Below are 21,952 nucleotides of genomic sequence, written 5' to 3' on the forward strand. Positions count from 1 at the left end.
TCAGGCGCTCCCGTCGTACCAGAAGGTGTCTGGCATGTAGATACCGAGATAGGCGGTCGGCTCGAAGCCGAAAAGCGCCTTTTCCGGCACGTTCTTCAGCCGGGCTCTGTGAACGATCGGCTGAAGCGCGCCGTTCACCGTGCCGATGGAGAAGACCTGTTGCGTGTAGATCGACAGCATTTCCAGCCAGATCTCCTTGCGCTCCTCAAAGGTGACGCTGCGGCGCCATTTCTTGAAGAGGTCAAGCAGCTGAATGGCTTCCGGCAGATCCGGCGGTTTGCCTTCGCGCCCGCCGGAGAGATAATGGATGCCCCATACCGGCCATTGCAGCTGGTCGTCGCCGGTGGGTGCAAGCCCGGAGGGCAGCATGTCGGCGTTGGGAATGGCATTGTCCATGCCGAACCAGACAGACATCAGCACCTCGCCGCCCATGGCACGCTTGCGAAAGACGTCGCGCTGCGTCGGGCGGCTGGACAGCGAAATGCCGACCTTGCGCCAGTGATCGGTGATCAGCTCCAGCACATCGGTTTCCAGCGTGCTTTCGCCAGCCGTTTCGACAATCACATGGGCGGGCCTGCCATCGGGCAGAATGCGAATGCCACGGTCGTTGCGCTCCGTCAGCCCCATCTCGTCCAGAAGCCGGTTGGCAAGCTCGGGATCGAACTGCGCCCAGGCGGTCGCAAATTCCGGACGGAAGAGCGGGCTTTCCGGCAGCACGGTGTCGGCGCTTTCCTTGGCAAGGCCGTAGAAGCAGACCATGTTGATCTCGTGCCGGTCGATCGCTACCGAAAGAGCGCGGCGCATGCGCACATCGCGAAACAGCGTGCGCCAGGTATCGTCGGCGCAGTTCAGGTTCGGCAGCAGGCAGACGCGCGATCCCTGGCTGCGCTTCCACAGATTGACCTTCAGCGGATAGCGGGCCTCGGCATCCTTCAGAAAGGTGTAGTCGTTGAAATCGAGGTTCATGAACTGCAGGTCGCTATCGCCCGACGCCGTCTTGGCGGCGATGATTTCCGACGATGTGACGTTCAGCAGGTAGCGGTCGACATAGGGAAGCTGGCGGCCGTTCTCGTCGACGCGGTGGTAATAGGGGTTGCGCTCGAAGATGAACTGCTCGGCGGGAGGTGCGGTGATGACGCGCCAGGCATCGAGCGTCGGCAGATCGGGATTTTCCGGGCGCAACTGGCGCGACATCTTGATGTGCAGGCTGCTCCAGTCGTCCGCCTTGTTCTTCTTCATCAGCTTGGCCAGCATTTCCGGCGTCTGATATTTGACGTGGAACTGCTTCATATAGGCGGCGGGCAGGAAGACGCGGGCGGGTGACGCACCGGCAAGCTTCGCCAGGAAATCCGGGTTCGGACCGTCCCAGGTGTAGCGCACCGTCAGCGGGTCGACGGCCTCGACCAGAGGCGGCTTGCCATAGACTAGCAGCTCGATGGGGGGGCCGCCCTTGTGGATTTCCAGGTTCAGCGCCACGTCTTCCCAGAAATAGCGGAAATCTTCAGCGGTGAAATCGCTGCCATCCGACCATTTGTGGCCTTCGCGCAGTTTCAGCGTGAAGATGCGCTCCTCATCCACCGTGTAGGATTCCAGGATGTCGGGGATGAAGTTCAGCTTCTCATCGTAACCCACGAGCCGTGCGTAAGAGTCGATCGGCATCAGGCGAATGTCGCGCTGGCCACCGATCAGCATGCGGATATTGCCGCCATGCTGGCCGGGCTCGCGGCCCATGGCCTTCAGATTGATGACGCGCGGATTTTTCGGCAGGCGCTGATCGAGTGGCGGCAGCTCGCCTTTGTCGCGTTTTTCCTTGAAGAAATCGGCATCGATGTAGGTGGCGGCGGACGCCTTCCAGGGCGCGAAGACGGAGGCGAGCAGGGCAAGGGTGGTGCGGCGCGTGATCAAGACCGTAGCTCCCGAACATCCGCATTGGCATTGGCAAGCACGAGGTGTCCGCCGCCGAGATCGGCTGTTATCATCTGTCCGTTATCGTCATCGCGGAACTGCTTGCCCCAGTCGAACTTGCCGGTGGCGCTGATCTTGCCGATGGTCTTGAAATCCAGAGGCCGGTCGAGATCGGGGAAGGGGACGGCGGCCAGCAGCGATTTCGTGTAGGGGTGGATCGGGTTGCGCATCAGCGTTTCGCGCGGCGCCAGCTCCACGATCTTGCCTTCGCACATCACCGCCACGCGGTCTGCCATGTAGTCAACGACGGCGAGATTGTGGGAAATGAAGAGATAGGTGAGCCCCAGATCCTTCTGCAAATCCTTGAGCAGATTGAGGATTTGCGCCTGCACCGACACGTCGAGCGCGGAGACGGGCTCGTCGCAGATCAGCAGTTCGGGTCCCAGCATCAGCGCACGCGCAATGCCGATGCGCTGGCGCTGGCCGCCGGAGAAGCTGTGCGGATAGCGGTTCAGCGCATTGTCGCCAAGGCCGATGGCGCGCAGCAGGTTCTTGACGCGCTCCTGCCGATATTTCGAGTCACCGCGACCGTGAATTTCCAGCGGTTCGCTGAGGATATTGCCGACCGTCATGCGTGGCGACAGCGAGGAGACGGGGTCCTGAAACACCATCTGGATGCGGGTGCGCAATTCGCGCAGGTCGTCATCCCTGGCATTCAGCACATCGATGTCGCCGTTCTTACTGTGAAAGATGATCTCGCCGTCTTCCGGCCTGACGGCGCGCATCAGGATTTTGCTGACCGTGGTCTTGCCGCTGCCGCTTTCGCCCACAAGGCCCAGACATTCACCGCGCATGATATCGAAGCTGACGCCATCCACCGCCTTGGTGGCATTGGCACTGCCGGAGGTGAACCAGGTGGATTTGCGGGTCGTATAGGTCTTGGAGATGTTCTTGACGCTGAGCAGCACGCCCGGCGCCTTGTCGACATTCGCCGTCTTCTTGCCGATCAGGCTTTCCTTGTCGATGGTGACATCACGCAGCGCCTTAAGTCGCTCGCCGGGCTTCATGTCGAAATGCGGCACAGCTGCCATCAGGCCCTTGAGATAGGGATGCGAAGGCGCGCGGAAAATGTCATCCACCGTGCCGGCCTCCATGATCTCGCCCTGGTAGATGACGGCGACTTCATCGGCGATATTGGCGACGACGCCGAGATCATGGGTGATGAGCAGCATGCTCATATTGAGCCGGCTCTGCAGGTCGCGCAAAAGCTTGAGGATCTGCGCCTGGATCGTCACATCGAGTGCGGTGGTCGGCTCGTCGGCAATCAGCAGCGCCGGACGACAGATCAGCGCCATGGCGATCATCGCGCGCTGGCGCATGCCGCCGGAGAGCTCGAACGGGTACATCTGGCAGATCTTGGCCGGATTGGAAAAGCCGACGAGATCGAGCGTCTCTTCCATTTTTTCCTGCCGCTCCTTCGGTGTCAGAACCGAATGGATGCGCAGCGCCTCGTCGATCTGGTTGCCGATGGTGTGGAGCGGCGAAAAGGAGGTCATCGGCTCCTGAAAGATCAGGCCGATGCGGTTGCCGCGAATGGCGCGCAGGGGCTTGCCGTCGGGCTCCAATTGCAGGAGGTCGATGGGGCGTTCGTCGGGTTTCAGCGGATCGGAGAAGAGAACGCGGCCGTTGACCCTTGCGGTGCGCGGCTGGATGCCCATGATCGTCTGGCCGATGACGGATTTTCCCGAGCCGGATTCGCCCACAAGTGCGGTGACTTTTCCAGGCAGAATGCGAAGGCTTGCGCCCCGGACCGCCTCGATCTGTCCGCCCATGATGGAAAAAGAGACTTGCAGATTTTCGATGCGAAGCAAGTCTGCGCCTGCACTCATGCCATAGGTTCCCTTGCCGTCTTGTTGGATGCCTGTGGCATTATCACGCGGCGCTTGACATTCACGTTATCGCACACTCCAGGTTCTGTCCATGCTCTTGAAACCATGAAAATTTCCGGCTTTCTGCCTGATCTTGGGGTTGCGAGAAAACCTCTATTCCGAAGATATGTCGGGGATATTAAAGCTGCGGAGCGACCATGCCAGACAAAGCCACTTTCGATGAAACGCTTGCAGACATCCGCCGGTTGCTGGCGCAGAAAGATTTCGTGTCTGCGCAGGATCGCCTGGCGCGTCTTTCGGCAGAGGACGATCAGCACCTGATGGGTGAGGTGACCGCACTTGGTCTGCCGCGCCGCCTGCATTCGGCCTATCTGCGGCTTGCCAAGGCCAAGGGCGATGCGGTTGCCAAAGCCGGCTATCAATTTCTTTTGGTGCCGCCGCCCGAGATATTTGCGCCCTATGGTCGTTTCTCCCCTGATGAAAGACGAGCGATTGCGAAGAAGAACCGCGAGGCGGTGCCAAGGCTGATCCACCAGATCTGGATCGGCAACAGGCAAGTGCCGCCCGCAACCGATGCCTGGCGCCAACATGCTGAGGCCAATGGCTACATCTATCGCCTGTGGCGGGAGGCCGATCTTGAGGCGGAGGGCATCGATGCCGATCCGATCTTCCGGCGGATGCTGGAGGATGGGGATTATCCGGGTGCTGTGGATGTGGCGCGCTATTTCATCCTGTCGCGCGTGGGCGGCATCTATCTCGACTGCGATTTCTATCCAGCGCGCGACGACCTGAGTTTTGGCGATATCCTTCCCATGGTCGGTCTCACCGCCTTTGCCGAGGAGACGCCGCGGCTGACGGGGCAGGGAAGCGTGTTGCTCGCCAATTCCTTCATCGCCACACCTCCTGGCCATCCTGTCTTCGAACGTATCTTGCAGGCGCTGCCTACGATTGCCGAGCGACTGCCGCGTGCGCCCGCATGGTGGGGCACAGGCCCGCTGATCTTTAGCGTGGTGGCGCGTGCGGGATCGGTGACGCTGGCGGGTGCCGATTTCGTGGCCGCGTTGCTGGCAGACCGGGCGGATTTCAGTGCGGTGGAAGAGGCGCGTGCCGAAGCCAGGGCCAAGGGCGATGGGCTGCTGATCGCCTGGAAATCATGGTGAGGGCTGGGGTAGTTCCGTCAGTTCCGCATCACGCTCTGCAGCGGCTTTCGCGGCCGCAGCCATCTGCTGCTTGCGCTTCTCGTCTTCGGCGCGTTGCAGCTTGCCCTGATCGTAGTGCCATTTGACCGAATAATACATGCCGATGCCGACAACGAGCAGCTTCAGCGGCAACATTACGATCGGGAAATACTCGAACCATTCCATGTGCGTCACACTTTCCAAACAGAGCCTACAGCATCGGCCCGAAAATCGGATTCGATTTTCGGAAAGCACGATGCGTAGACTCAAAAATTAAAGCGTCCTTTGTGCGCCCATAGGGCGCACGGCGCTTTAGTGGCTCTCTGGCCGTGTGCTTACGCCTGCGCGGACCGACTTGATATTCGACATTTTGTCGCGTGGCATCAGGCCGCCGAGCCGGCCTCTTCGACCAGCTCTCCCGCGCTGCGCCAGCGGCAGCCGGGGTGGTTGGCCGTCAGCGCAAACAGCCGATCGAGAAAGGCCCATGCCGTCTCGTCATGATCGAGGTGATGGGTGAGAATGCCGGTGGTTCTTGCCCCTTGTTCGGCCACGGCCATGCGTTCGGCGGTCTCGGCAAAGAGCAGATCGTGATCCTTGCCGCCTCTCGTTCCCCGCCAGTCGATGATATCGACATGGGTGTTCAAGAGGGGAAGAGGTGCGGTCTTTTCCGGCCCATAGACAGACAGCGCCCGGTAGCCGATGGCAGGCAGGCCTTCGACGATGTCCGGATCGACCCGGTTCCATGGCGGCACCAGCATCGGCACGAAGCGGCTCGGAAAGAGGATCTGCAGCTTTTCAAAGCCGGCACGCAATTCGCCAAGCACGGTGTCCTTGGGGCGATGAAGCCCAAGCTCCCGCTTCTTCTCCTCCGGTCCGGCATGATTTTGATGCGCCCAGCCATGCACCGCGACATCGATTTTGTCGGCGCTGTCCAGCCGACGCGCCAAGGCATCACCGGTCGGCTCGGGAATGACAGCCAGCGTCATCGGCACGGCATAGCGGTCGGAGAGCGCCAGCAGTCGGTCAAGTGCTGGCGTCGGCTCCGTCGCATCGTCGTCGCGCAGCCAGAGGTCGGCGGCAACGCCGCGGCTCATAAAGCTGTCCAGCGTGTCCAGAAGTCTCTTTTCCGTCATGGTGCGTTTCCTCTGGCGTCTTGCAGAATCCGGTCGAGCGTCGATGCGGCCTTGCGCAGTGAACGCTCCTCGATGACGAATGCCCGCGCATTTTCTGCCATGGCCTGTCTCTTTTCCCGATCGGTCAGCAGGTCTTTTATGGCATCCGCATAGGTTTGCGTCTCTCCGGGCTCCGTCAGAATGCCGGTTTTTCCATCGATTATCACTTCCGGCACGCCTGCGATGCGCTCGGCAATGACCGGGAGGCCGGCGGCCTGAGCCTCCAGATAGGCAAGCCCATAGGCCTCGCCATGGCCGGGCCAGAGATAGAGCGACGCGCAGGACAGGATTTCGGCGATCTGCTGCGGGGTCTTTTCGCCATTCCAAACGAGGCGATGCGGCGCGATCGCCTGGAAGAGCTGCTGCACAGCCTGACGTTCTGGCCCGTCGCCGATGATATCCAGCGTCCAGTCGAGATCGGGCGGCAGGCGTGCCAACGCTGCCGATAGCGCCTCATAGCTGCTGAGCTTGTCGCCCGCGCGCATCATCGCCACCGTCGCCATTCGCCCGGCTTGCGGTGCCGGGGTCTTTGCTTCGAAGAGAGAGGTGTCGAGGAAGGGTGGCAGCATCTGCAGGCGCATCGCCGGATTGACCTTTCGCAGGCCGTCGCGGTCGCGATGGGTGAAGCAGATATTGACCGTAGCAAGGCTTAAGTCCTCCAGCAGCGTTGCCTGAACCTGCGCCCAGCCAGACGCATTGCGCTTGGGAGAGTAGGAGGCCTCCGCCGTCACATAGGGGATGGCATAGGAGCGGCTGAGTTGTGGCCCCAGACGATCGAGCGCCTTGTAATAGGAGTGGTAGCAAAACCAGAGATCGGGAGTGCCATGGCTCTTCCAGAGCGCCGAGATGCGCTGCCGTTCCTGCTCCGCGTCGCGCGCCAGCGCATCCGCCTCTTCGCCATCGGGCTCGCGCACAAAGGACCGCAGTTCCGAGATCACCTCGACCTCGTGGCCGGCCCGCCGCATGGCCTGCATCAACAGCCTTGCCATCAACCTGTCGCCGGAGGGGACCGGGTGGTTCGGAGACTTCATCGGGCAGTAGAATGCGATCTTCATGGCTTCCAGTCATGCGTTTTCGGCTGACGCTTCGTCAACTGTAATTTAGACCGTCGCAGCCTTGACACCATGGGTCTTCTTGCCCAACTGAAAGGCCAAGTTTTCCTCGCGCGCAGGACGCAAAACGCTTTGACCTCTTCTCCCAACGCACAGCGACTTCTCGACCTCATTCAATCGAAAGAAGCGCGGGCGGGTGTCATCGGCCTTGGCTATGTGGGCCTGCCGCTTGCCATGACGATCGCCACATCCGGCTTCAAGGTGACGGGTTTCGATATCGATCCGGGCAAGATCAAGGCCGTCGAGGCGCGCAAGAGCTACATCGAGGCGGTGCCGGATGACATTCTGGCAAGCACCTGTGATAACGGCACTTTCGAAGCCACCAGCGATTTCTCCAAGCTTGGCGACTGCGACGTGATTGCGATCTGCGTTCCGACCCCGCTCACCAAGTATCGCGATCCCGATCTCTCCTATGTGGAGAACACGTGCCGAGAGATTGCCGAAACGCTTCGCCCCGGCCAGCTCGTGGTGCTGGAATCGACCACCTATCCCGGCACGACCGATGGCATCGTCAAGACCATCCTGGAAAAGACCGGGCTGAAATCGGCAAACGACTTTTTCCTCGGATTTTCGCCCGAGCGCGAAGACCCCGGCAACCGTGACTTCCACACCTCCACCATTCCGAAGGTGGTGGCTGGCGACGGGCCGGATGCCGCCGAACTGATGACCGCCTTCTACGGCTCCGTGGTCAAGACCGTCATTCCCGTCTCCACCACGGCCACGGCCGAAGCGGTCAAGATCACCGAGAACGTCTTTCGTGCGGTCAATATCGCGCTCGTCAACGAGTTGAAGGTCGTCTATGAGGCGATGGGCATCGATATCTGGGAAGTGGTGGATGCGGCCAAGACCAAGCCCTTCGGCTACATGCCCTTCTATCCCGGCCCCGGTCTTGGCGGCCACTGCATCCCGATCGATCCCTTCTACCTGACCTGGAAGTCCAAGGAGTACGAACTCCCGACCCGCTTCATCGAGCTCGCCGGCCAGATCAACACGGCCATGCCACGCCATGTCGTCGGGCGGTTGGCGGAAGCGCTGGACGTCCACCAGGGCAAGGCGCTCAGCCGCTCCAAAGTGCTGGTGCTGGGGCTGGCTTACAAGAAGAACGTGCCGGACATTCGCGAAAGCCCGTCCTTGAAGCTGATCGAGCTCATTCTCGAGCGTGGCGGCAATGTCGCCTTCCATGATCCTTATGTGGCGGAAATCCCCAAGACCCGCGAATATAGCGAGCTGATGGGCATGAAGTCTGTCGCCTGGACCAGGGACAGCATTGGCAGCTTCGACGCGGTACTGGTTGCGACCGACCATGATAGTATCGATTACCAGCAGCTTGCCGACTGGTCGCCGCTGATCATCGATACGCGCAACGCGTTTGCCCGTCGCGGCATCAGCGCAAGCCACATCCTCAAGGCCTGATCGGAAACCCTTCACATGAGCAGACTGGACAGCTTCATCCGCCGCCTTAGCGCCCAGCGCGATATCTTGAACCATGTGCATGGCGATCTCGATCTGCCAGCCGAAGGTCCGATCATGGAGATCGGGCTCGGCAATGGGCGCACCTTCAACCATCTGCGCGAGCTGTTTCCCGATCGCCGCATCGTCGCCTTCGACCGCGCCATGGGCGCACATGCCTCTTCCGTACCGGAAGAGGGCAATCTGGTGCTCGGCGAAATCGACCAGACGGCGAAGGAATGGGTGGGCATCGGTGCAGCCCTCGTGCACGCCGATATCGGCACCGGCTATGACGAGAAGGATGCGGTGACACTGACATGGCTGCCGCAGATCGTTTCGGGCATGCTGGCCAAGGGCGGCATTGCCATCAGTGGCCTGCCGCTGAAGGAGCCTAGCCTCGATCCGCTGTCGGTGCCGGACACGGTGCCGACGGATCGGTATTTCCTTTACCGCAAGATTTGAGGCGTCAACGCTCTATATGACATGGGCGAGTGCTATCGCCTCGGCCACCTGCGCGTGGCCGGAGGTGAGCTTGCTGGTCGCCACACGGATATGAGCGCTGGGAAGTATGGAGAACTTGTTGCCGGATACGACGGCAATGTTTCTGGCTGCCAGGGTTACCATGGCGAAAGGTTCGGATTGCACCGGCACCCATAGACAGAGGCCGCTTCCCGGCATGGTTTGGACGCCGCGCTCGCGCAGCTCGCGGGCCAATGTGTCGCGTCGTTCCTGATAGGTGGCGCGCGCAGCTGCCACAATCTGAGAGGTTTCCTCGTCCCTGATCAACCAGGCAACGGCGGCCTGCAAAACCCGGCTGGTCCATCCCGCGCTAAACGCGCGGTAGGATTGGATCTGTTCAACGATGGAAGCCGAGCCGGAAAGCACCGCCAACCGTAAATCGGGACCTAACGTCTTGGAGAAGGATACGATCCGCACGGTTCGATCCGGGAAGCGCTTGCCGAGAGAGACCGGTCTTTCTGCCGAAATATCTGCCAGGCCGTCATCTTCGATGATCAGCGTATCGCTTTCGGCCAGAACATCTCCAAGCGCCTCAATGCGTTGAAGGGTAACGGTCTGGCCGGTGACGGAGTGAAGACGGGGCTGGAAGAGAAAGGCGGCGGGCCGCTCGGCGAGCGCCTGGCTCAAGGATGCGGGCAGTGGTCCCTCGGTATCCGACAGGACCGGCACGATCTTCACACCGAGATCTTCCAGAATATCCAGAAGCCGCATGGCGGTGGGATGTTCGACGGCAACCACCGATCCGGGGCGTACCAGGGCGCGCAGCGTGGTGTAAACGCCATTATAGCCACCATTGATGGCAAGAAAGGCTTCCGGCTCATAGGGCCAATCGCCCGCAATCGCGTCTCGAAGCTCGGGAACGATCCGGCTGCGCGCATAGCTGTTGAGATCACCGACGGATGTCGCATAGACCATTGCCTTGGCAAGCGGCGGCAGCAATGCCTGATCCGGCACAGCCATCGAAAGATCGAGAACATTGGCGCCATAATGACCGGCGCTTGCCAGACGCTCCGGCTTGGCAACGAAGCGTTCCGCACAGACCCATGTCCCGTTACGACCACGACCGCTGATGATCTTCTGCTGGCGCAGCTCGCTCCAGGCTTCGGAGATGGTCGCCGGGCTGACACCAAGTTCGTAGGCGAGGTCGCGCATGGCAGGAAGCCGCGTTCCCACCGGCAAGACACCGGCCCGCACAAGGGCGCTTGTTTCCAGTGCAATGCCGCGGATCGTCTTGTTGGTAATTCTCTCGGCGAGCCACCGGGCCTCGCAAATATCGCTCACTTCATTCTCTCACTTTAAATGTTCAATAACGTAATAACATTTGTGCACTTACGAGTGTACATTTAATCTTTCTGTAATGGAAAATAAATGAGTGCCAAATGATGCCGCTGAAACTCCGTCTTGCCCTTCGCGACTGGGACTATATGACGCCGCTCGTTCTGGGAGACGTCTCGTCCCCAAAGCTTGAGATCGAGGTCGATCGCGTCGGCACGCTCGTCTCCAATGTCGCCGAGGACGATCTGCATGACGCTGCCGAAACCTCTTTCAGCCGCTATGCGCAGATGCGCCATGACGGCGATGAGAGCGTTATCGGCATGCCGAACTTCATCATGCGCGGTTTTCGCCATCGCTGCATCATCACCACCAAGGATAGCCCGATCCGCACACTTGCCGATCTTGCCGGCAAGAAGATCGGCGTGACGGGCTGGCGTGATTCCGGCAATACATGGACCCGCGCGGCCTGCCGTCGCGAAGGCGTGGGCGTCGAGGACGCCATGTGGTACGCTGGCCGACTGACGGAAGCGCATCCCATCACCGACCGTCTGGATGGTTTCGGTCGTCCGGGCCGGATCGAAGCGGCGCCTGGCGAACGCCCGATGGTGGATCTGCTCATGGATGGCGGGCTGGATGCCATCTTCACTCCCTTCATGCCGAAGGGTTTCTTCGACCAGGACTCTCCGTTGCGTCAGGTCCTGCCGGACTACCGGGCGTCCGAAGTCGCCTATTTCAACGAGGTCGGCTACGTGCCTGGCATGCATCTGATCGGTTTCAAGGCGCAGTTCGTGCGCGAAAATCCATGGGTGATGGACGAGCTTAGCGCGCTCATCGACGCTTCGCAGCGCATGTGGCTGGAGAAGCGAGAGAAATACGCCGACACGACGCCATGGATGATCGATGAACTGCGCCGTTGCGCCGCAGACCTGCCGCCGCACTGGAATGTCAGCGGCTTCAAGGAGAACAAAGTCATGATCGCCGATTTCGCTCATGAGCTTCACGCTCAGGGCATTCTGCCGCGTCTGCTGACGCCTGCGGAGTTGTTTCCGCTGCATGCTGAGGTCAACTGACGAGGATAGTCAGGCCTTGGCACTTCCAATCGCTGCAAACAAAAAGGGGAATACCAAAATGCATCCGAAACTGATTGCTTCCGTCGCCCTCGCCGGGCTCATTCTCGCCGCACCGGCTTTCGCCGAAACGGCGGCCATTCCCAAACAGAGCGTGAATGAGGAACTTCGCGCCCGCCTGCCGGAAAAGATCCGCTCCGAAGGGAAGATGATTTCCGTCAATAACGGATCCTTCCCTCCTTATGAAATCGTGACTGGCACGAAGATGGAAGGCGCCAGCGCCGACCTGACCGACGCGCTGGGCGAAGTGCTGGGCATCAAGATCGAGCATGCAACCGTGGGCGGATTGCCAGCGCTTCTGGCAGGCGTCAATTCCGGGCGCTACCAGTTCGCCTTCGGGCCTGTCGGCGATTTCAAGAGCCGTGAAGAATCGAATGATTTCGTTGATTGGGTGCAGGAATTCGTGGTCTTTGCCGTTCACAAGGGGAACCCCAAAGGCATCGTTTCGCTCGAAACATCCTGCGGCCAGCGCATCGCCGTCATGGCGGGCGGCTCGGCAGAGCGCGTGATCCAGGCCCAAGCGGAAAAGTGCAAGGCTGATGGCAAGGCTGCTATCGAGGTGCAGTCCTACACCGACCAGCCAAGCTCAATTCTTGCGGTTCGCTCCAAGCGCGCCGATGCCTTTTTCTCCTCGCAGGCGCCGCTAACCTACTTCGTGTCCCAGGCGAATGGCCAGCTGGAACTGACCGGCGTTGGACAGAAGAACGGCTTCGACGATCTGTACCAGGGTGCCGTCGTTCCGAAGGGTTCGGAACTCGGTCCGGTCCTTCTCGATGCCATCAAGGTCCTCATGGACAACGGAACCTATGAGACGATCATGAAGAAGTGGGGTCTTGAGAATAACATCCTCAAGCAGCCGGGCATCAACCTCGGGGGCCAGTTGCCAAAATGACGAGCCCTGTTGAAACGAAAGTGCCATCCTTGGGTGGCACCGATCTGCGGGATGTGGCGTCAGCCCACACCCCGTTCCGCACCGGCCGCCTTGTCCTTTGGCTGGTCATTGCGCTGGTCGTCGTCAACTTCGCCTGGATCGTTGCCAACAACGAAAACTTCGGCTGGCCTGTCGTTGCTCAGTATTTCTTCGATCCTGTGGTCATCAGCGGCCTGTATGTCAGCCTTGGGCTGACCGTCATCGCTATGATCCTCGGCGTCTTTCTCGGCCTAATCATCGCCATTGCCAAAATGTCTCAGGATGGGCTGGCAAGCTCCTTTGCCTCCTTGTTCATCTGGTTCTTCCGCGGCACGCCGCTGCTGGTCCAGTTGATCTTCTGGTACAACATGTCCACCTTGTTTCCGCAGCTCTCCATATCGATCCCCTTCGGGCCGACCCTTGCGAGCTGGGATACAAACTCCGTCATCACGCCGATGACCGCAGCCATCGTCGGCCTGGCTCTCAACGAGGCGGCCTATATGGCGGAAATCATTCGCGGCGGCCTTCTCTCGGTCGATCGCGGCCAGGCAGAAACGGCAGAAGCCTTCGGCATGACGAAGGCGCGCGCTCTGTGGCGCATCATCATTCCCCAAGCGATGCGCTCGATCGTTCCACCAACGGGCAACCAGCTGATCAGCATGATCAAGGCAACCTCGCTCGTCAGCGTGATCGCAATGGCCGACCTGCTCTATTCGGTTCAGTCCATCTATAACAGGACCTTCGAAATCATTCCGATGCTTCTGGTCGCAGTGATCTGGTACCTGCTCATCACGTCCGTCCTCAATATCGGACAGAGCTACATCGAGGCCTATTACGGTCGCAGTGATCGCCGCAATGCAGGCGTTGCCAGGCCTGCTCTAGACGAGGAGGCAAGCCATTGACCGCAGTTGCAAATACCAAGCCTCTCGTCGTGGCGCGCAACGTCCATAAATCCTTCGATCATCTCGAGGTTTTGAAGGGCATCGATCTGGATGTGATGCCAGGGGAGGTGGTGGTCATTCTGGGGCCCTCAGGCTCGGGAAAATCAACCTTCCTGCGCTGCATCAACCATCTGGAAACCATCCAGCAAGGCGCGATTGCCGTGGACGGTGAGCAGATGGGGTACCGGGTGAAGAACAACCGGCTGGAGAAGCTTTCCGCCAACGGCATTGCGCGCCAGCGCCGCAAGATCGGCATGGTGTTCCAGCAGTTCAACCTCTACCCGCATATGACGGTGTTGCAGAACATCATCGAAGCACCCGTCGGCGTTCACGGCGAGAGCCGCAAGAGCGCGACCGAAAACGCCATGCGTCTTTTGGAGCGGGTCGGCCTGTCGGAGAAAGCGTCCGCTTATCCGCGACAGCTTTCCGGTGGGCAGCAACAGCGTGTCGCAATCGCGCGTGCCCTGGCCATCAAGCCGAAACTCATGCTGTTCGATGAGCCGACATCCGCACTCGATCCCGAACTCGTCGGTGAAGTTCTTGCCACGATGAAGGATCTTGCCAGCCAGGGTCTGACGATGATCGTCGTCACGCACGAAATCGGCTTTGCGAAAGAGGCCGCTGATCGCGTGGTCTTCATGGATGGCGGCCACATCGTCGAGATGGGCAAGCCGGAAGACGTCATCGGCAACCCGCAACATCCGCGCACGCAGGCCTTTCTCTCGCGCTTCCTGTAAGCGCGCGATTTTTCCCCAACTTGGCGCCAGCCTCACGGCTGGCGTCCTTTTTCAAGATCTTGGTGGACCCAATGCTGAACGACAATCACTATGCCCGCGTATCCGATTTCGAGCCGATGGAGGCGGAGCTGAAGGCCACGCGCCAGTATCTGCATGCCAATCCGGAGCTTTCACTGGAGGAGGCCGAAACCGCCCGCTATGTGGCGGAGAAGCTGGAAGGATGGGGCTACGAGGTCACCCGGAATGTGGGTGGTCACGGCGTTGTGGCTTGCTTGACGAACGGTACTGGAAAGAAGAGCATCGGCATTCGCGCCGATATGGATGCGCTTCCAATCCTGGAGGAAACGGGACTACCCTATGCCAGCAAGACGCCTGGCAAAATGCATGCCTGTGGCCATGATGGGCACACGACCGTTCTGCTTGGTGCAGCGGAATATCTCGCTCGCACTCGCCGTTTCGATGGCACGGTGACCCTGATCTTCCAACCGGCGGAAGAAAATGGCAAGCCATCCGGCGCGCAGAAAATGATCGAGGATGGCCTTTTCGAGCGCTTCCCGATCGACGCGATTTTCGGCCTGCATAACCACCCTGGCGCACCGGAAGGGACGATCTTGACGCGTTCGGGGCCGATGATGGCATCTTCCGATACCGTCTACATCACCATCAAGGGCAAGGGCGGTCATGCCTCGCGTCCTCACCTCACCATCGATCCCATTGTGGTGGCCTGCAACCTCGTCGTCTCGCTTCAGACGGTCGTATCCCGCAACATCGATCCTACACAGACGGCGGTGGTCACCGTCGGTACCATCTATGCGGGAGAAGCGGTGAACGTCATTCCTGAATATGCAAAGCTGGCGGTGAGCGTGCGCTGCTTCGAGCCCAAGATCCGCGAACTTCTGGAGCGGCGCATCACCAAGCTCGCCCGATCCATGGCAGACGCTTATGATGCTACAATCGAGGTCGATTACGAGCATGGCTACCCGGTGGTTGCCAATTCCGAGGCCGAAACGGATTTTGCGCGGCTCGTGGCACAAGAGCTGATCGGCTCCGACAAGGTCGCCACCTGCCCGCTCATCCCTGGCAGCGAGGACTTTTCCTATTTCCTCGAGCGAAAACCAGGCAGCTTCCTGCGCTTGGGCAACGGAATGGACTCCGCCATTCTCCACAGTCCCAAATATGATTTTGCCGATGGCAGCCTGACCGTGGGTGCGGCTCTGTGGGCTCGCCTGGCGGAACGATTTCTTGCAGCGTAAGTGATGCAGGGCTTGGCCGAACGTCGTTCGGCCGAGCAAAGCACCCTTGGTCTGAAGCATGGAATCGAAGGCATTATCTCATGGGATGCGCTCATCAGATGACGCAGGCCTCGGGTCGCGTTCAGGTCAAGACAGCAGCACTCGACTTTCTTCCTCGGAGATCAGGAAGACCTTCATCTCCGAGCTGCGCCCACGAATGGGAATGGTGCGGCTTCGAAGTCCGTCACGCTTGTGCCCGGACTGGACCATCACCGGTTCCGAGACGACGATGGAGGTGTCGAATTCCTTTGCGGCCGTCTCCAGGCGGCTTGCAACATTGACCGTATCGCCGATCGCCGTCAGCGTCTTTGCTGCGCCATAACCCATGATGCCGACGATCGATGGGCCTGCGTGAATGCCGATGGCGATGCGCAGGCGCACGGCAAACTGCTGTTCCAGTTCTTCATTCAGCTTTTCGACATTGCGCAGGATCAGGCAGGCGGCCTTCAGCGCGTCGGCCGAGGCGGTTTCCCGGTTGCCGTCCAGACCGAACAGCGCCATGGCGCCATCGCCGATGAATTTGTCGATGCGCCCGCCTGCCTGCTCCACCGATTGGCTGACAACGGTGAAATAGCGGTTCAGCAGAAACACCATGTCATAGGGCAGGCGTGATTCCGACAGGGCGGTGAAGTTTCTGAGATCGCAGAAAAGAACCGCAATCTCCTCCTCGCGACCGGGGCGGATCGGCTCGTTATTGGCCGGTGCGTCATCCTGCTGGCGGGCAGCAAGAAGTAGCGCCACCTTGACGCGACCGGTCGGACGAAGCTGGCAGCCGAGTCTCACATCGGAATCGGCGTGAATACGCTGCAGGGTGGCGCGCTCGATATCGCCCGGCTCCGGCAGGGGAGCCTCCGATTCCAGGATCTTGACGCGGCAGGTGGAACACCGCCCCTTGCCGCCGCAGGCGGAGAAGTGCGAAATGCCTTCAAGCCGGCTCGCCTCCAGAATGCTGAAGCCCGCGGGCGCGCGCAGCGCATGGCCGTCTTCATACAGGATTTCGAAGCCGCGCGATCTTTGCCGCCAGCCTCTTATGGCACGCGCGGCAAATGTCAGGATGACGGCCGCGCCAAAGGCAAGACGTATCCCGAAGGTGATATGCGAGATCGTCGCCTGGCGCTCCGGCGACCGTGGCGAAGGGGCGGGCGGCGGGTCTGAGGGCGAGCGCATTCCCGCTTCGGAATGGGGATGATCGGCGGGAAGGTCCATCTCCATCTGCCGCCCGGCATCGCTGAAACCGAGAAGCGCCATGATGGGCAGCAGAACCGCAAACATTAGGAGATACGGCGCCACCTGCCGGTACCAGCTTCGATACCGCAGCCAGAAATAGACGCCGAGACAGCCATGCGCCCAGATCAGCACCAGCGCGATGCTCTGGCGAAGGCCGAGATAGGGGGAGATGATCCAGAACCGGCGAATGACGACGTCATAACCCTCATCGATGCCGAAGAGCATGCGTGAGAAACGGATGCCGGCCGCGTGGTCGATGATGAGGAAGGGGATAGCCAGGCCAAGCAGGATTTGCAGCGCTTCGCGCCACGGCATCTGTAGCGATCGCAGCAGGTAGATGGAGCGCAGCACGAGGAAGAGGTGAACGACGACCGAGCCGTAGAAAATGACGCTGCTGACCGGGTTCAGCCAGATGAGACTGAACCAGCCTCTGCCATATTCAGCCGTATCGATGGAAATCAGTGCAAGGGCGTGGTTGAAGAGGTGACAGGCGACGAAGGCCAGCATGACGAGACCTGAGAGCAATCGTGCTCGCCGCAAAGAGGTCTCTGTCACGTATTGCGCCAATCCCGACCTCAAATCTCGTTCAATACAAATGGATATTCAAATAATCGTCGTCTGTCGCGGTCCGCAGGAGCACGCTTGGTCGTGACCTGCCGATACACCGGCTGTCGTTGCCTGCTCAAGACGAATCCTGCGCCTCACGGAGATAATGTTTTTTAGTCTTATTCGAGGCAGCCGCTGGTCCAAAGCATGGTTCACGCAAAACTGTGCAGCGGTTTTGCGACAACGACATGCGATACAACAAAGACCTAAAGCTCGATCGTCTGCCCGTCATAGGCCGCAAAGGCGCCGGCAAATTCCTTCTTCGCATCCTGGTCGATCTGGTCGAGTTCATCATCCGTGCGGAAGGGGGCGTGGTGAATGAAGCCGACCGATTTTGCGTTGGCATGTTTGGCAAGCTTGATCCCCTGCTGCCAGGAAGAGTGGCCGTACCCCTTGTAAAGCTCCATTTCCGCGTCGGTGAAGCTCGCGTCGTAAAGGAAGAGATCGACATCGTCGATGAGCTTCAGCACGGCCTTGTCGAGCTTGCCCGGCTCATGCTCGGTATCGGTGATGATGGCAAGGCTCTTGCCCTGCCAGTCAATGCGGTAACCGATGGCGTTGCCCGGATGGGTGAGCATACCGGTGCGGATCGACAGGTCCGGATGGACCGACAGCGTGTCTTCGGCGGTAAAATCGCGGGTATCGATATGGGCGCAGCAAATGTCGAGCGGTGCCGGAAACCAGGGCGGGCTCATGAATTCGCGCAGCATGTCGCGGGTGGTCTTGTGGCCTGCCAGATGGCCGGACCAAATGCGAACGTCGTTCTCGCGCTTGAAGAAGGGTTTGAAATAGGGGAAGCCGACAATGTGGTCGTAGTGGCAATGGGAGAAGAACATGTCGACGCTGCCGGCACCTTCGGCCCTCAGCGCCAGACCGGCCGGGTGAAGACCCGAGCCTGCGTCAAAGAGCAGAATATGCTCGCCGCATCGAACCTCGATGCAGATGGTGTTGCCGCCATATTTGTGGAATTTTTCTCCCGATACAGGAAGCGTCCCTCTCGCTCCCCAGATCTTGACCCGGAATTCCTGTCTATTGCCCCGACGGTCTCCGTCGGAATTCAACGCCATCATATACCCCAACCTGCCACGGCAACCCGTCTCAACGCTTCCTCCGTAGGGTCCCGTTTTCTCTTCGCCAACAACTGGCGCGTGCCTACTCCACGCAGCATTTCAGTTTTATGACCGCAGCACCACTTTTATTTTTTCCTTAAAGCACCGCAGTCTGGAAGAATATATTATCAAACGCTTGAATGCGCGCGCGCCTTGCTCAGTTCCGTCGTCGTCTGTGTCAGACGCTCGGCCAGAACACGCATGACCTTGATGGTGATCTCGGGGAAGTCCGACATCAGCTTGAAGAATTGCTCCTTGCCGATGCGCAGCGCCTCTACCGGCGTCGAGGCTTTCACGGTCGCGGTTCTGACACTGTCGCAAAGAATGGCGATCTCGCCGACGATGGCGTTGCCGCTCATTTCCGTCAGCTTGATCTGGCCCGATGGCGAGTCGATCAGGACATCGACCTTGCCGGTCAGAAGCACATAGGCGCTATCGCCAAGATCGCCCTGCCGGAATAGCTCGTCTCCTGCAAGATAGGAAACGCGGTCCGAAGCAAAAGCAAGTAGCTTGAGTTTCGACGGCTCCATCTCACTGAAGAAGGGGACGCGCTTCAGCATCTGAATTTCATCTTTGAAAAGCATAGCCCTGTCCTGGTTGGTATTACCGATTCACGTTGCTGTCGTGTGCCCGCGACATGTCACGCAGCGATCATTTCCTTAAATGTACCGTTTTCTTCCACAAGAGTCTCGTATGATCCGTCTGCAACAATTGTACCGTGGTTAACGACGATAACTCTATCGAACATCTTGGAAAGCGACGGATTTGACAAGACCCACAGAACTGCAGGATTTGCGCCGTCTCTCCTCAGGAAGGCGATGACGTTATCGACGATTTCCTGCTGCAGGCGATGGTCGAGACCCGGTAGCGGACGGTTGAGCACGTAATAATCCGAGCGCCGCATCAAAGCCCGCGCGAGATTGAGCTTCTGGCGCTGCAATGGCCCAAGACGCTTGCCGCCGGCACCGAGATTGAAGTCAAGCCCCACGGCAAGAACCCGCTCATAGACACCCTGCTTGCGCATGGCATCGGCCACAAGCCGGGTGATACGGCGCGAGGCGTCGGTGTAACGATGGCTGACCTTGCCGAAGAGGATGTTGTCGAGCAGGCTGGTCGATGCGGCATACTGATCGGGATCGTAAGGCTCGATGACGTCGCGCAGTTCTTCGGGCAGGTTCTCGTGGAACATGTGGCGCACTTCGACGATGCGGTTCATCACTTCCGGTGTCAGAAGGCCGAAACGCTGTCTTGGTTCGACATAGAAGAAGCTGAGGCGGATCATGGCACGGCGGTCTGCCTCGTTCGCATCATCGTAATGCTTGCCCTGCAGGCGCTGCAGGATCTGCTGATAGTTTGGAATGTCATCCGCGGTCATGAAGGTCAGCTGCTGGTAGAGCGGATGATCAGGCGGCAGATCGGAGAAGATTTCGACGATGTTCTCGGCGATCGTATAACCCATGTCGAAGAGCGTTTTGGAAAGGCCCGTTCCGCGCATGAGCGACAGGAAATACTTGCTTTCGATGATTTTGCTGCTGCCGGTCTGCGCATCGCGCATCGTGCCGAACAGGATGTTTTCGCCGACGGTCGCTTCGGTGTTGTAGCTGTCCGGCTCGAAGGGAACGATGAGACCAGAGAGGTTTTCCCGCTCCAATTCGCTGCGCAGCGTCCGGCGCAGTTCGACGATGCGGGCTGCCAGATGCAGGTCGCTCATTGGATCGATGGAGGAGCGGAGCGCAAATTCCAGAATGTCCGGCGAAAGCTGAACCGTGTCCAAAACGGCGAGCATGGATTTGAGAAATTGCTCCGGATCCTCGCGGCCTGCCGGGCTCGACTCGTAATCGATCCAGTCGCCGTTGAGATCCATGTCCGGGTTCTCGGCAAGCTTGGCCTCGCGGACTTCCCATTTTCGGTGCTCGAGTTCAGTCCCTTCATACTGCTTGGGTTTGAGGGGCGCATGCTTCAGCCCGTAGAGAAGATTGTCCTTCAGGCTTGCGTGGAAGAAGTAGCTGTCGGCCGAGACGTATGAAATGCGCCGTCCGGTGACGGATTCGGGCAGATCGTGGAAATCTGTATCGCCGATGGAAATCTTGCCCGATGTTGGCCAGAGCGTGCGTCCCAGGGCATCTGCCAGGGCTTCGCCGCCGGCACTGCCGACGATCGCCACGGTTTCTCCGGGATTGATGGTAAGTGTTGCCTGATCGAGGAGGCGCGTGCCGCTGTCATCATCAAGCGAAAGTGCGGAAATGACGATCGGGCCTGTGATCGCGGCAGCTGCCGCCGGAGACAGATCCTGGATTTTGGGGTCGATCATGCTTGGAGAATCGAACTGCTCGAAGACCTGTTCGTATTTCACCTGCACGTCCTGGCGGGCCTGATCCCAATCGATCAACTCTTTCAGTGGTCCTGGCAGTTCCTTGTAGGCGTTGATCACGGCAACGAGCTGACCGACATCGAGGCTGCCGCGCAGCGTCAGGTAACCGCCGACTGCGTAGAAGAAGAAGGGCGTCAGCTGCGCCAGGAAGTTGTTGATGAACTTGACCAGAAATTTCCACTGATAAAGGTCGTAGCGGATCTTGAAGATCTGGCCGAGACGCTGGCCGGCATCGGCGCGTTCGTAGTTCGAGGTGTCATAGGCGTGGATGGTGCCGATGCCATCGACCATTTCTCCGATGCGACCGGCAAGCTCGCGCGCGGTCAGCTGTCTCTGGCGTCCAAGATCGATCAGGCGGCGGCGCATTTTCGGGATGATGCCCACCTGAATGGCGGCCATGAAAGCGGCAATCATGCCGAGCCAGAAATTTTGCACCAGAATGAAGAACAGCGCCGACAGTGCCTGGCCGCCGAGCAAAGCAGGCTGGACGAAGGCGTCGCCGGTAAAGCCGCCGAGCGGCTCCACCTCGTCCTTGATCATGCTGGAGATTTCCGCGCCCTTGACGCGCTTGAAATGCGTGGGCGGAAAGCGCAGGACCCGGTCGATCAGCTGGAAGCGGATGCGGCGCAGCAGGCGCTCGCCAAGTCGGCCCTTGTAGGTGTTGATGTAATATTTGAAGAGGCCGTTGATGATGACCAGCGCCAGGAAGGTGAGGCTGAGGCCCATCAAGGTGGCCATGCGGTTCAGCTCGATACCCGGAAAAAGTGTGACCGTGCCGAAGTAAGGCAGGTTAAGTGTCAGATGCATGAAAAGCTGCGTGGCGTTGGCGCCTTCGAAGCCATCGCCCTGGATCGGCCCGTTGACGATCTGCTTGGGCAGATCGAAGGCCAGGAAGTACGGGATCATCGACAGCGCCACGATCAGCAGAATGAAAAGCTGCTGCTTCTTGGTATGCGTCCAGATGTAACGCGTCAGACTTTTTTCCATCGAGGACTTCTATGCCGTGCCGGATAAAGTGGAAGGTAATGGATGTTCATGCTGGCGTCAAAGCGGCTCTGGAGGGGGAAGGAGAGCGCTGAAACGGGGATAGGATATGGTGGTTCACATACTGGTGAAACAAGCCGCTTCCCTAC

18 protein-coding genes are annotated in these 21,952 nt (G+C 59.6%); 8 read left to right on the forward strand and 10 right to left on the reverse strand.

Features of this window, described 5'->3' with window-relative positions; genetic code table 11:
- Nucleotides 1-1,905: an ABC transporter substrate-binding protein gene (locus ACTJKV_RS20615; RefSeq protein ID WP_112954641.1), complete on the reverse strand. Its 1,905-nt coding sequence runs from the start codon at nt 1,903-1,905 to the stop codon at nt 1-3.
- Nucleotides 1,902-3,794 (reverse strand): ABC transporter ATP-binding protein, encoded by a 1,893-nt coding sequence (locus ACTJKV_RS20620; RefSeq protein ID WP_062532295.1) that lies wholly within the window; start codon nt 3,792-3,794, stop codon nt 1,902-1,904. Before ACTJKV_RS20620 ends, ACTJKV_RS20615 begins: the two co-directional genes overlap by 4 nt.
- 197 nt (nt 3,795-3,991) lie before the next feature.
- Here ACTJKV_RS20620 and ACTJKV_RS20625 point away from each other — a divergent pair, with 197 nt between their 5' ends.
- A complete protein-coding gene (locus ACTJKV_RS20625; RefSeq protein ID WP_274103365.1) occupies nt 3,992-4,954 on the forward strand; it encodes a glycosyltransferase family 32 protein in 963 nt (320 codons plus the stop codon).
- On the opposite strand, the gene ACTJKV_RS20630 is transcribed toward ACTJKV_RS20625, so the two are convergent.
- The 3 genes from ACTJKV_RS20630 to ACTJKV_RS20640 form a co-directional block, all read right to left on the reverse strand.
- On the reverse strand, nt 4,946-5,158 hold the full coding sequence (locus ACTJKV_RS20630) for a hypothetical protein (RefSeq protein ID WP_112359265.1): 213 nt from the start codon (nt 5,156-5,158) through the stop codon (nt 4,946-4,948). The genes ACTJKV_RS20625 and ACTJKV_RS20630 overlap by 9 nt on opposite strands.
- A 197-nt stretch (nt 5,159-5,355) precedes the next feature.
- On the reverse strand, nt 5,356-6,105 hold the full coding sequence (locus tag ACTJKV_RS20635) for a polysaccharide deacetylase family protein (protein ID WP_274103364.1): 750 nt from the start codon (nt 6,103-6,105) through the stop codon (nt 5,356-5,358).
- On the reverse strand, nt 6,102-7,199 hold the full coding sequence (locus ACTJKV_RS20640; protein WP_274103363.1) for a glycosyltransferase family 4 protein: 1,098 nt from the start codon (nt 7,197-7,199) through the stop codon (nt 6,102-6,104). The genes ACTJKV_RS20635 and ACTJKV_RS20640 overlap by 4 nt, the downstream gene beginning before the upstream one ends.
- Before the next feature lie 69 nt (nt 7,200-7,268).
- Here ACTJKV_RS20640 and ACTJKV_RS20645 point away from each other — a divergent pair, with 69 nt between their 5' ends.
- Together ACTJKV_RS20645 and ACTJKV_RS20650 are read left to right on the forward strand one after the other, a co-directional pair.
- A complete protein-coding gene (locus tag ACTJKV_RS20645) occupies nt 7,269-8,669 on the forward strand; it encodes a nucleotide sugar dehydrogenase (protein ID WP_440599373.1) in 1,401 nt (466 codons plus the stop codon).
- 15 nt (nt 8,670-8,684) lie between these two features.
- Nucleotides 8,685-9,167, forward strand: a complete 483-nt coding sequence (locus ACTJKV_RS20650; RefSeq protein ID WP_062424848.1) for a class I SAM-dependent methyltransferase — start codon at nt 8,685-8,687, stop codon at nt 9,165-9,167.
- Nucleotides 9,168-9,179: 12 nt separating this feature from the next.
- On the opposite strand, the gene ACTJKV_RS20655 is transcribed toward ACTJKV_RS20650, so the two are convergent.
- Nucleotides 9,180-10,505: a PLP-dependent aminotransferase family protein gene (locus ACTJKV_RS20655; protein ID WP_440599374.1), complete on the reverse strand. Its 1,326-nt coding sequence runs from the start codon at nt 10,503-10,505 to the stop codon at nt 9,180-9,182.
- 101 nt (nt 10,506-10,606) lie between these two features.
- Between ACTJKV_RS20655 and ACTJKV_RS20660 the strand changes: the two genes are divergently transcribed.
- The 5 genes from ACTJKV_RS20660 (at nt 10,607) to ACTJKV_RS20680 (ending at nt 15,467) form a co-directional block, all read left to right on the forward strand.
- Entirely contained in the window at nt 10,607-11,569 is a 963-nt protein-coding gene (locus ACTJKV_RS20660) for an ABC transporter substrate-binding protein (RefSeq protein ID WP_112519495.1), read from the forward strand.
- Nucleotides 11,570-11,627: 58 nt separating this feature from the next.
- Nucleotides 11,628-12,518 (forward strand): ABC transporter substrate-binding protein, encoded by an 891-nt coding sequence (locus ACTJKV_RS20665; RefSeq protein ID WP_274103358.1) that lies wholly within the window; start codon nt 11,628-11,630, stop codon nt 12,516-12,518.
- Nucleotides 12,515-13,438: an amino acid ABC transporter permease gene (locus ACTJKV_RS20670; protein ID WP_274103357.1), complete on the forward strand. Its 924-nt coding sequence runs from the start codon at nt 12,515-12,517 to the stop codon at nt 13,436-13,438. The genes ACTJKV_RS20665 and ACTJKV_RS20670 overlap by 4 nt, the downstream gene beginning before the upstream one ends.
- Complete coding sequence (locus ACTJKV_RS20675) at nt 13,435-14,214, forward strand: amino acid ABC transporter ATP-binding protein (RefSeq protein WP_274103356.1); 780 nt, start codon at nt 13,435-13,437, stop codon at nt 14,212-14,214. Before ACTJKV_RS20670 ends, ACTJKV_RS20675 begins: the two co-directional genes overlap by 4 nt.
- Nucleotides 14,215-14,285: 71 nt before the next feature.
- Complete coding sequence (locus tag ACTJKV_RS20680; protein WP_274103354.1) at nt 14,286-15,467, forward strand: M20 aminoacylase family protein; 1,182 nt, start codon at nt 14,286-14,288, stop codon at nt 15,465-15,467.
- A gap of 126 nt (nt 15,468-15,593) precedes the next feature.
- Here the strand turns inward: ACTJKV_RS20680 and ACTJKV_RS20685 are convergent, their stop codons facing one another.
- From ACTJKV_RS20685 to ACTJKV_RS20700, 4 genes are all read right to left on the reverse strand, one after another.
- Entirely contained in the window at nt 15,594-17,240 is a 1,647-nt protein-coding gene (locus ACTJKV_RS20685; protein ID WP_440599388.1) for an adenylate/guanylate cyclase domain-containing protein, read from the reverse strand.
- 305 nt (nt 17,241-17,545) lie between these two features.
- Nucleotides 17,546-18,406 carry an MBL fold metallo-hydrolase gene (locus ACTJKV_RS20690; RefSeq protein WP_274103352.1) on the reverse strand — a complete coding sequence of 287 codons (861 nt, stop codon included), beginning with the start codon at nt 18,404-18,406 and terminating at the stop codon, nt 17,546-17,548.
- 170 nt (nt 18,407-18,576) lie between these two features.
- A complete protein-coding gene (locus ACTJKV_RS20695) occupies nt 18,577-19,032 on the reverse strand; it encodes a cyclic nucleotide-binding domain-containing protein (RefSeq protein WP_112954666.1) in 456 nt (151 codons plus the stop codon).
- Between the two features lie 56 nt (nt 19,033-19,088).
- Entirely contained in the window at nt 19,089-21,806 is a 2,718-nt protein-coding gene (locus ACTJKV_RS20700; protein ID WP_274103351.1) for an ABC transporter transmembrane domain-containing protein, read from the reverse strand.
- Nucleotides 21,807-21,952: the final 146 nt, after the last annotated feature.

This window comes from Agrobacterium sp. 22117 (assembly GCF_052045735.1).
Lineage (GTDB): Bacteria > Pseudomonadota > Alphaproteobacteria > Rhizobiales > Rhizobiaceae > Agrobacterium > Agrobacterium cavarae.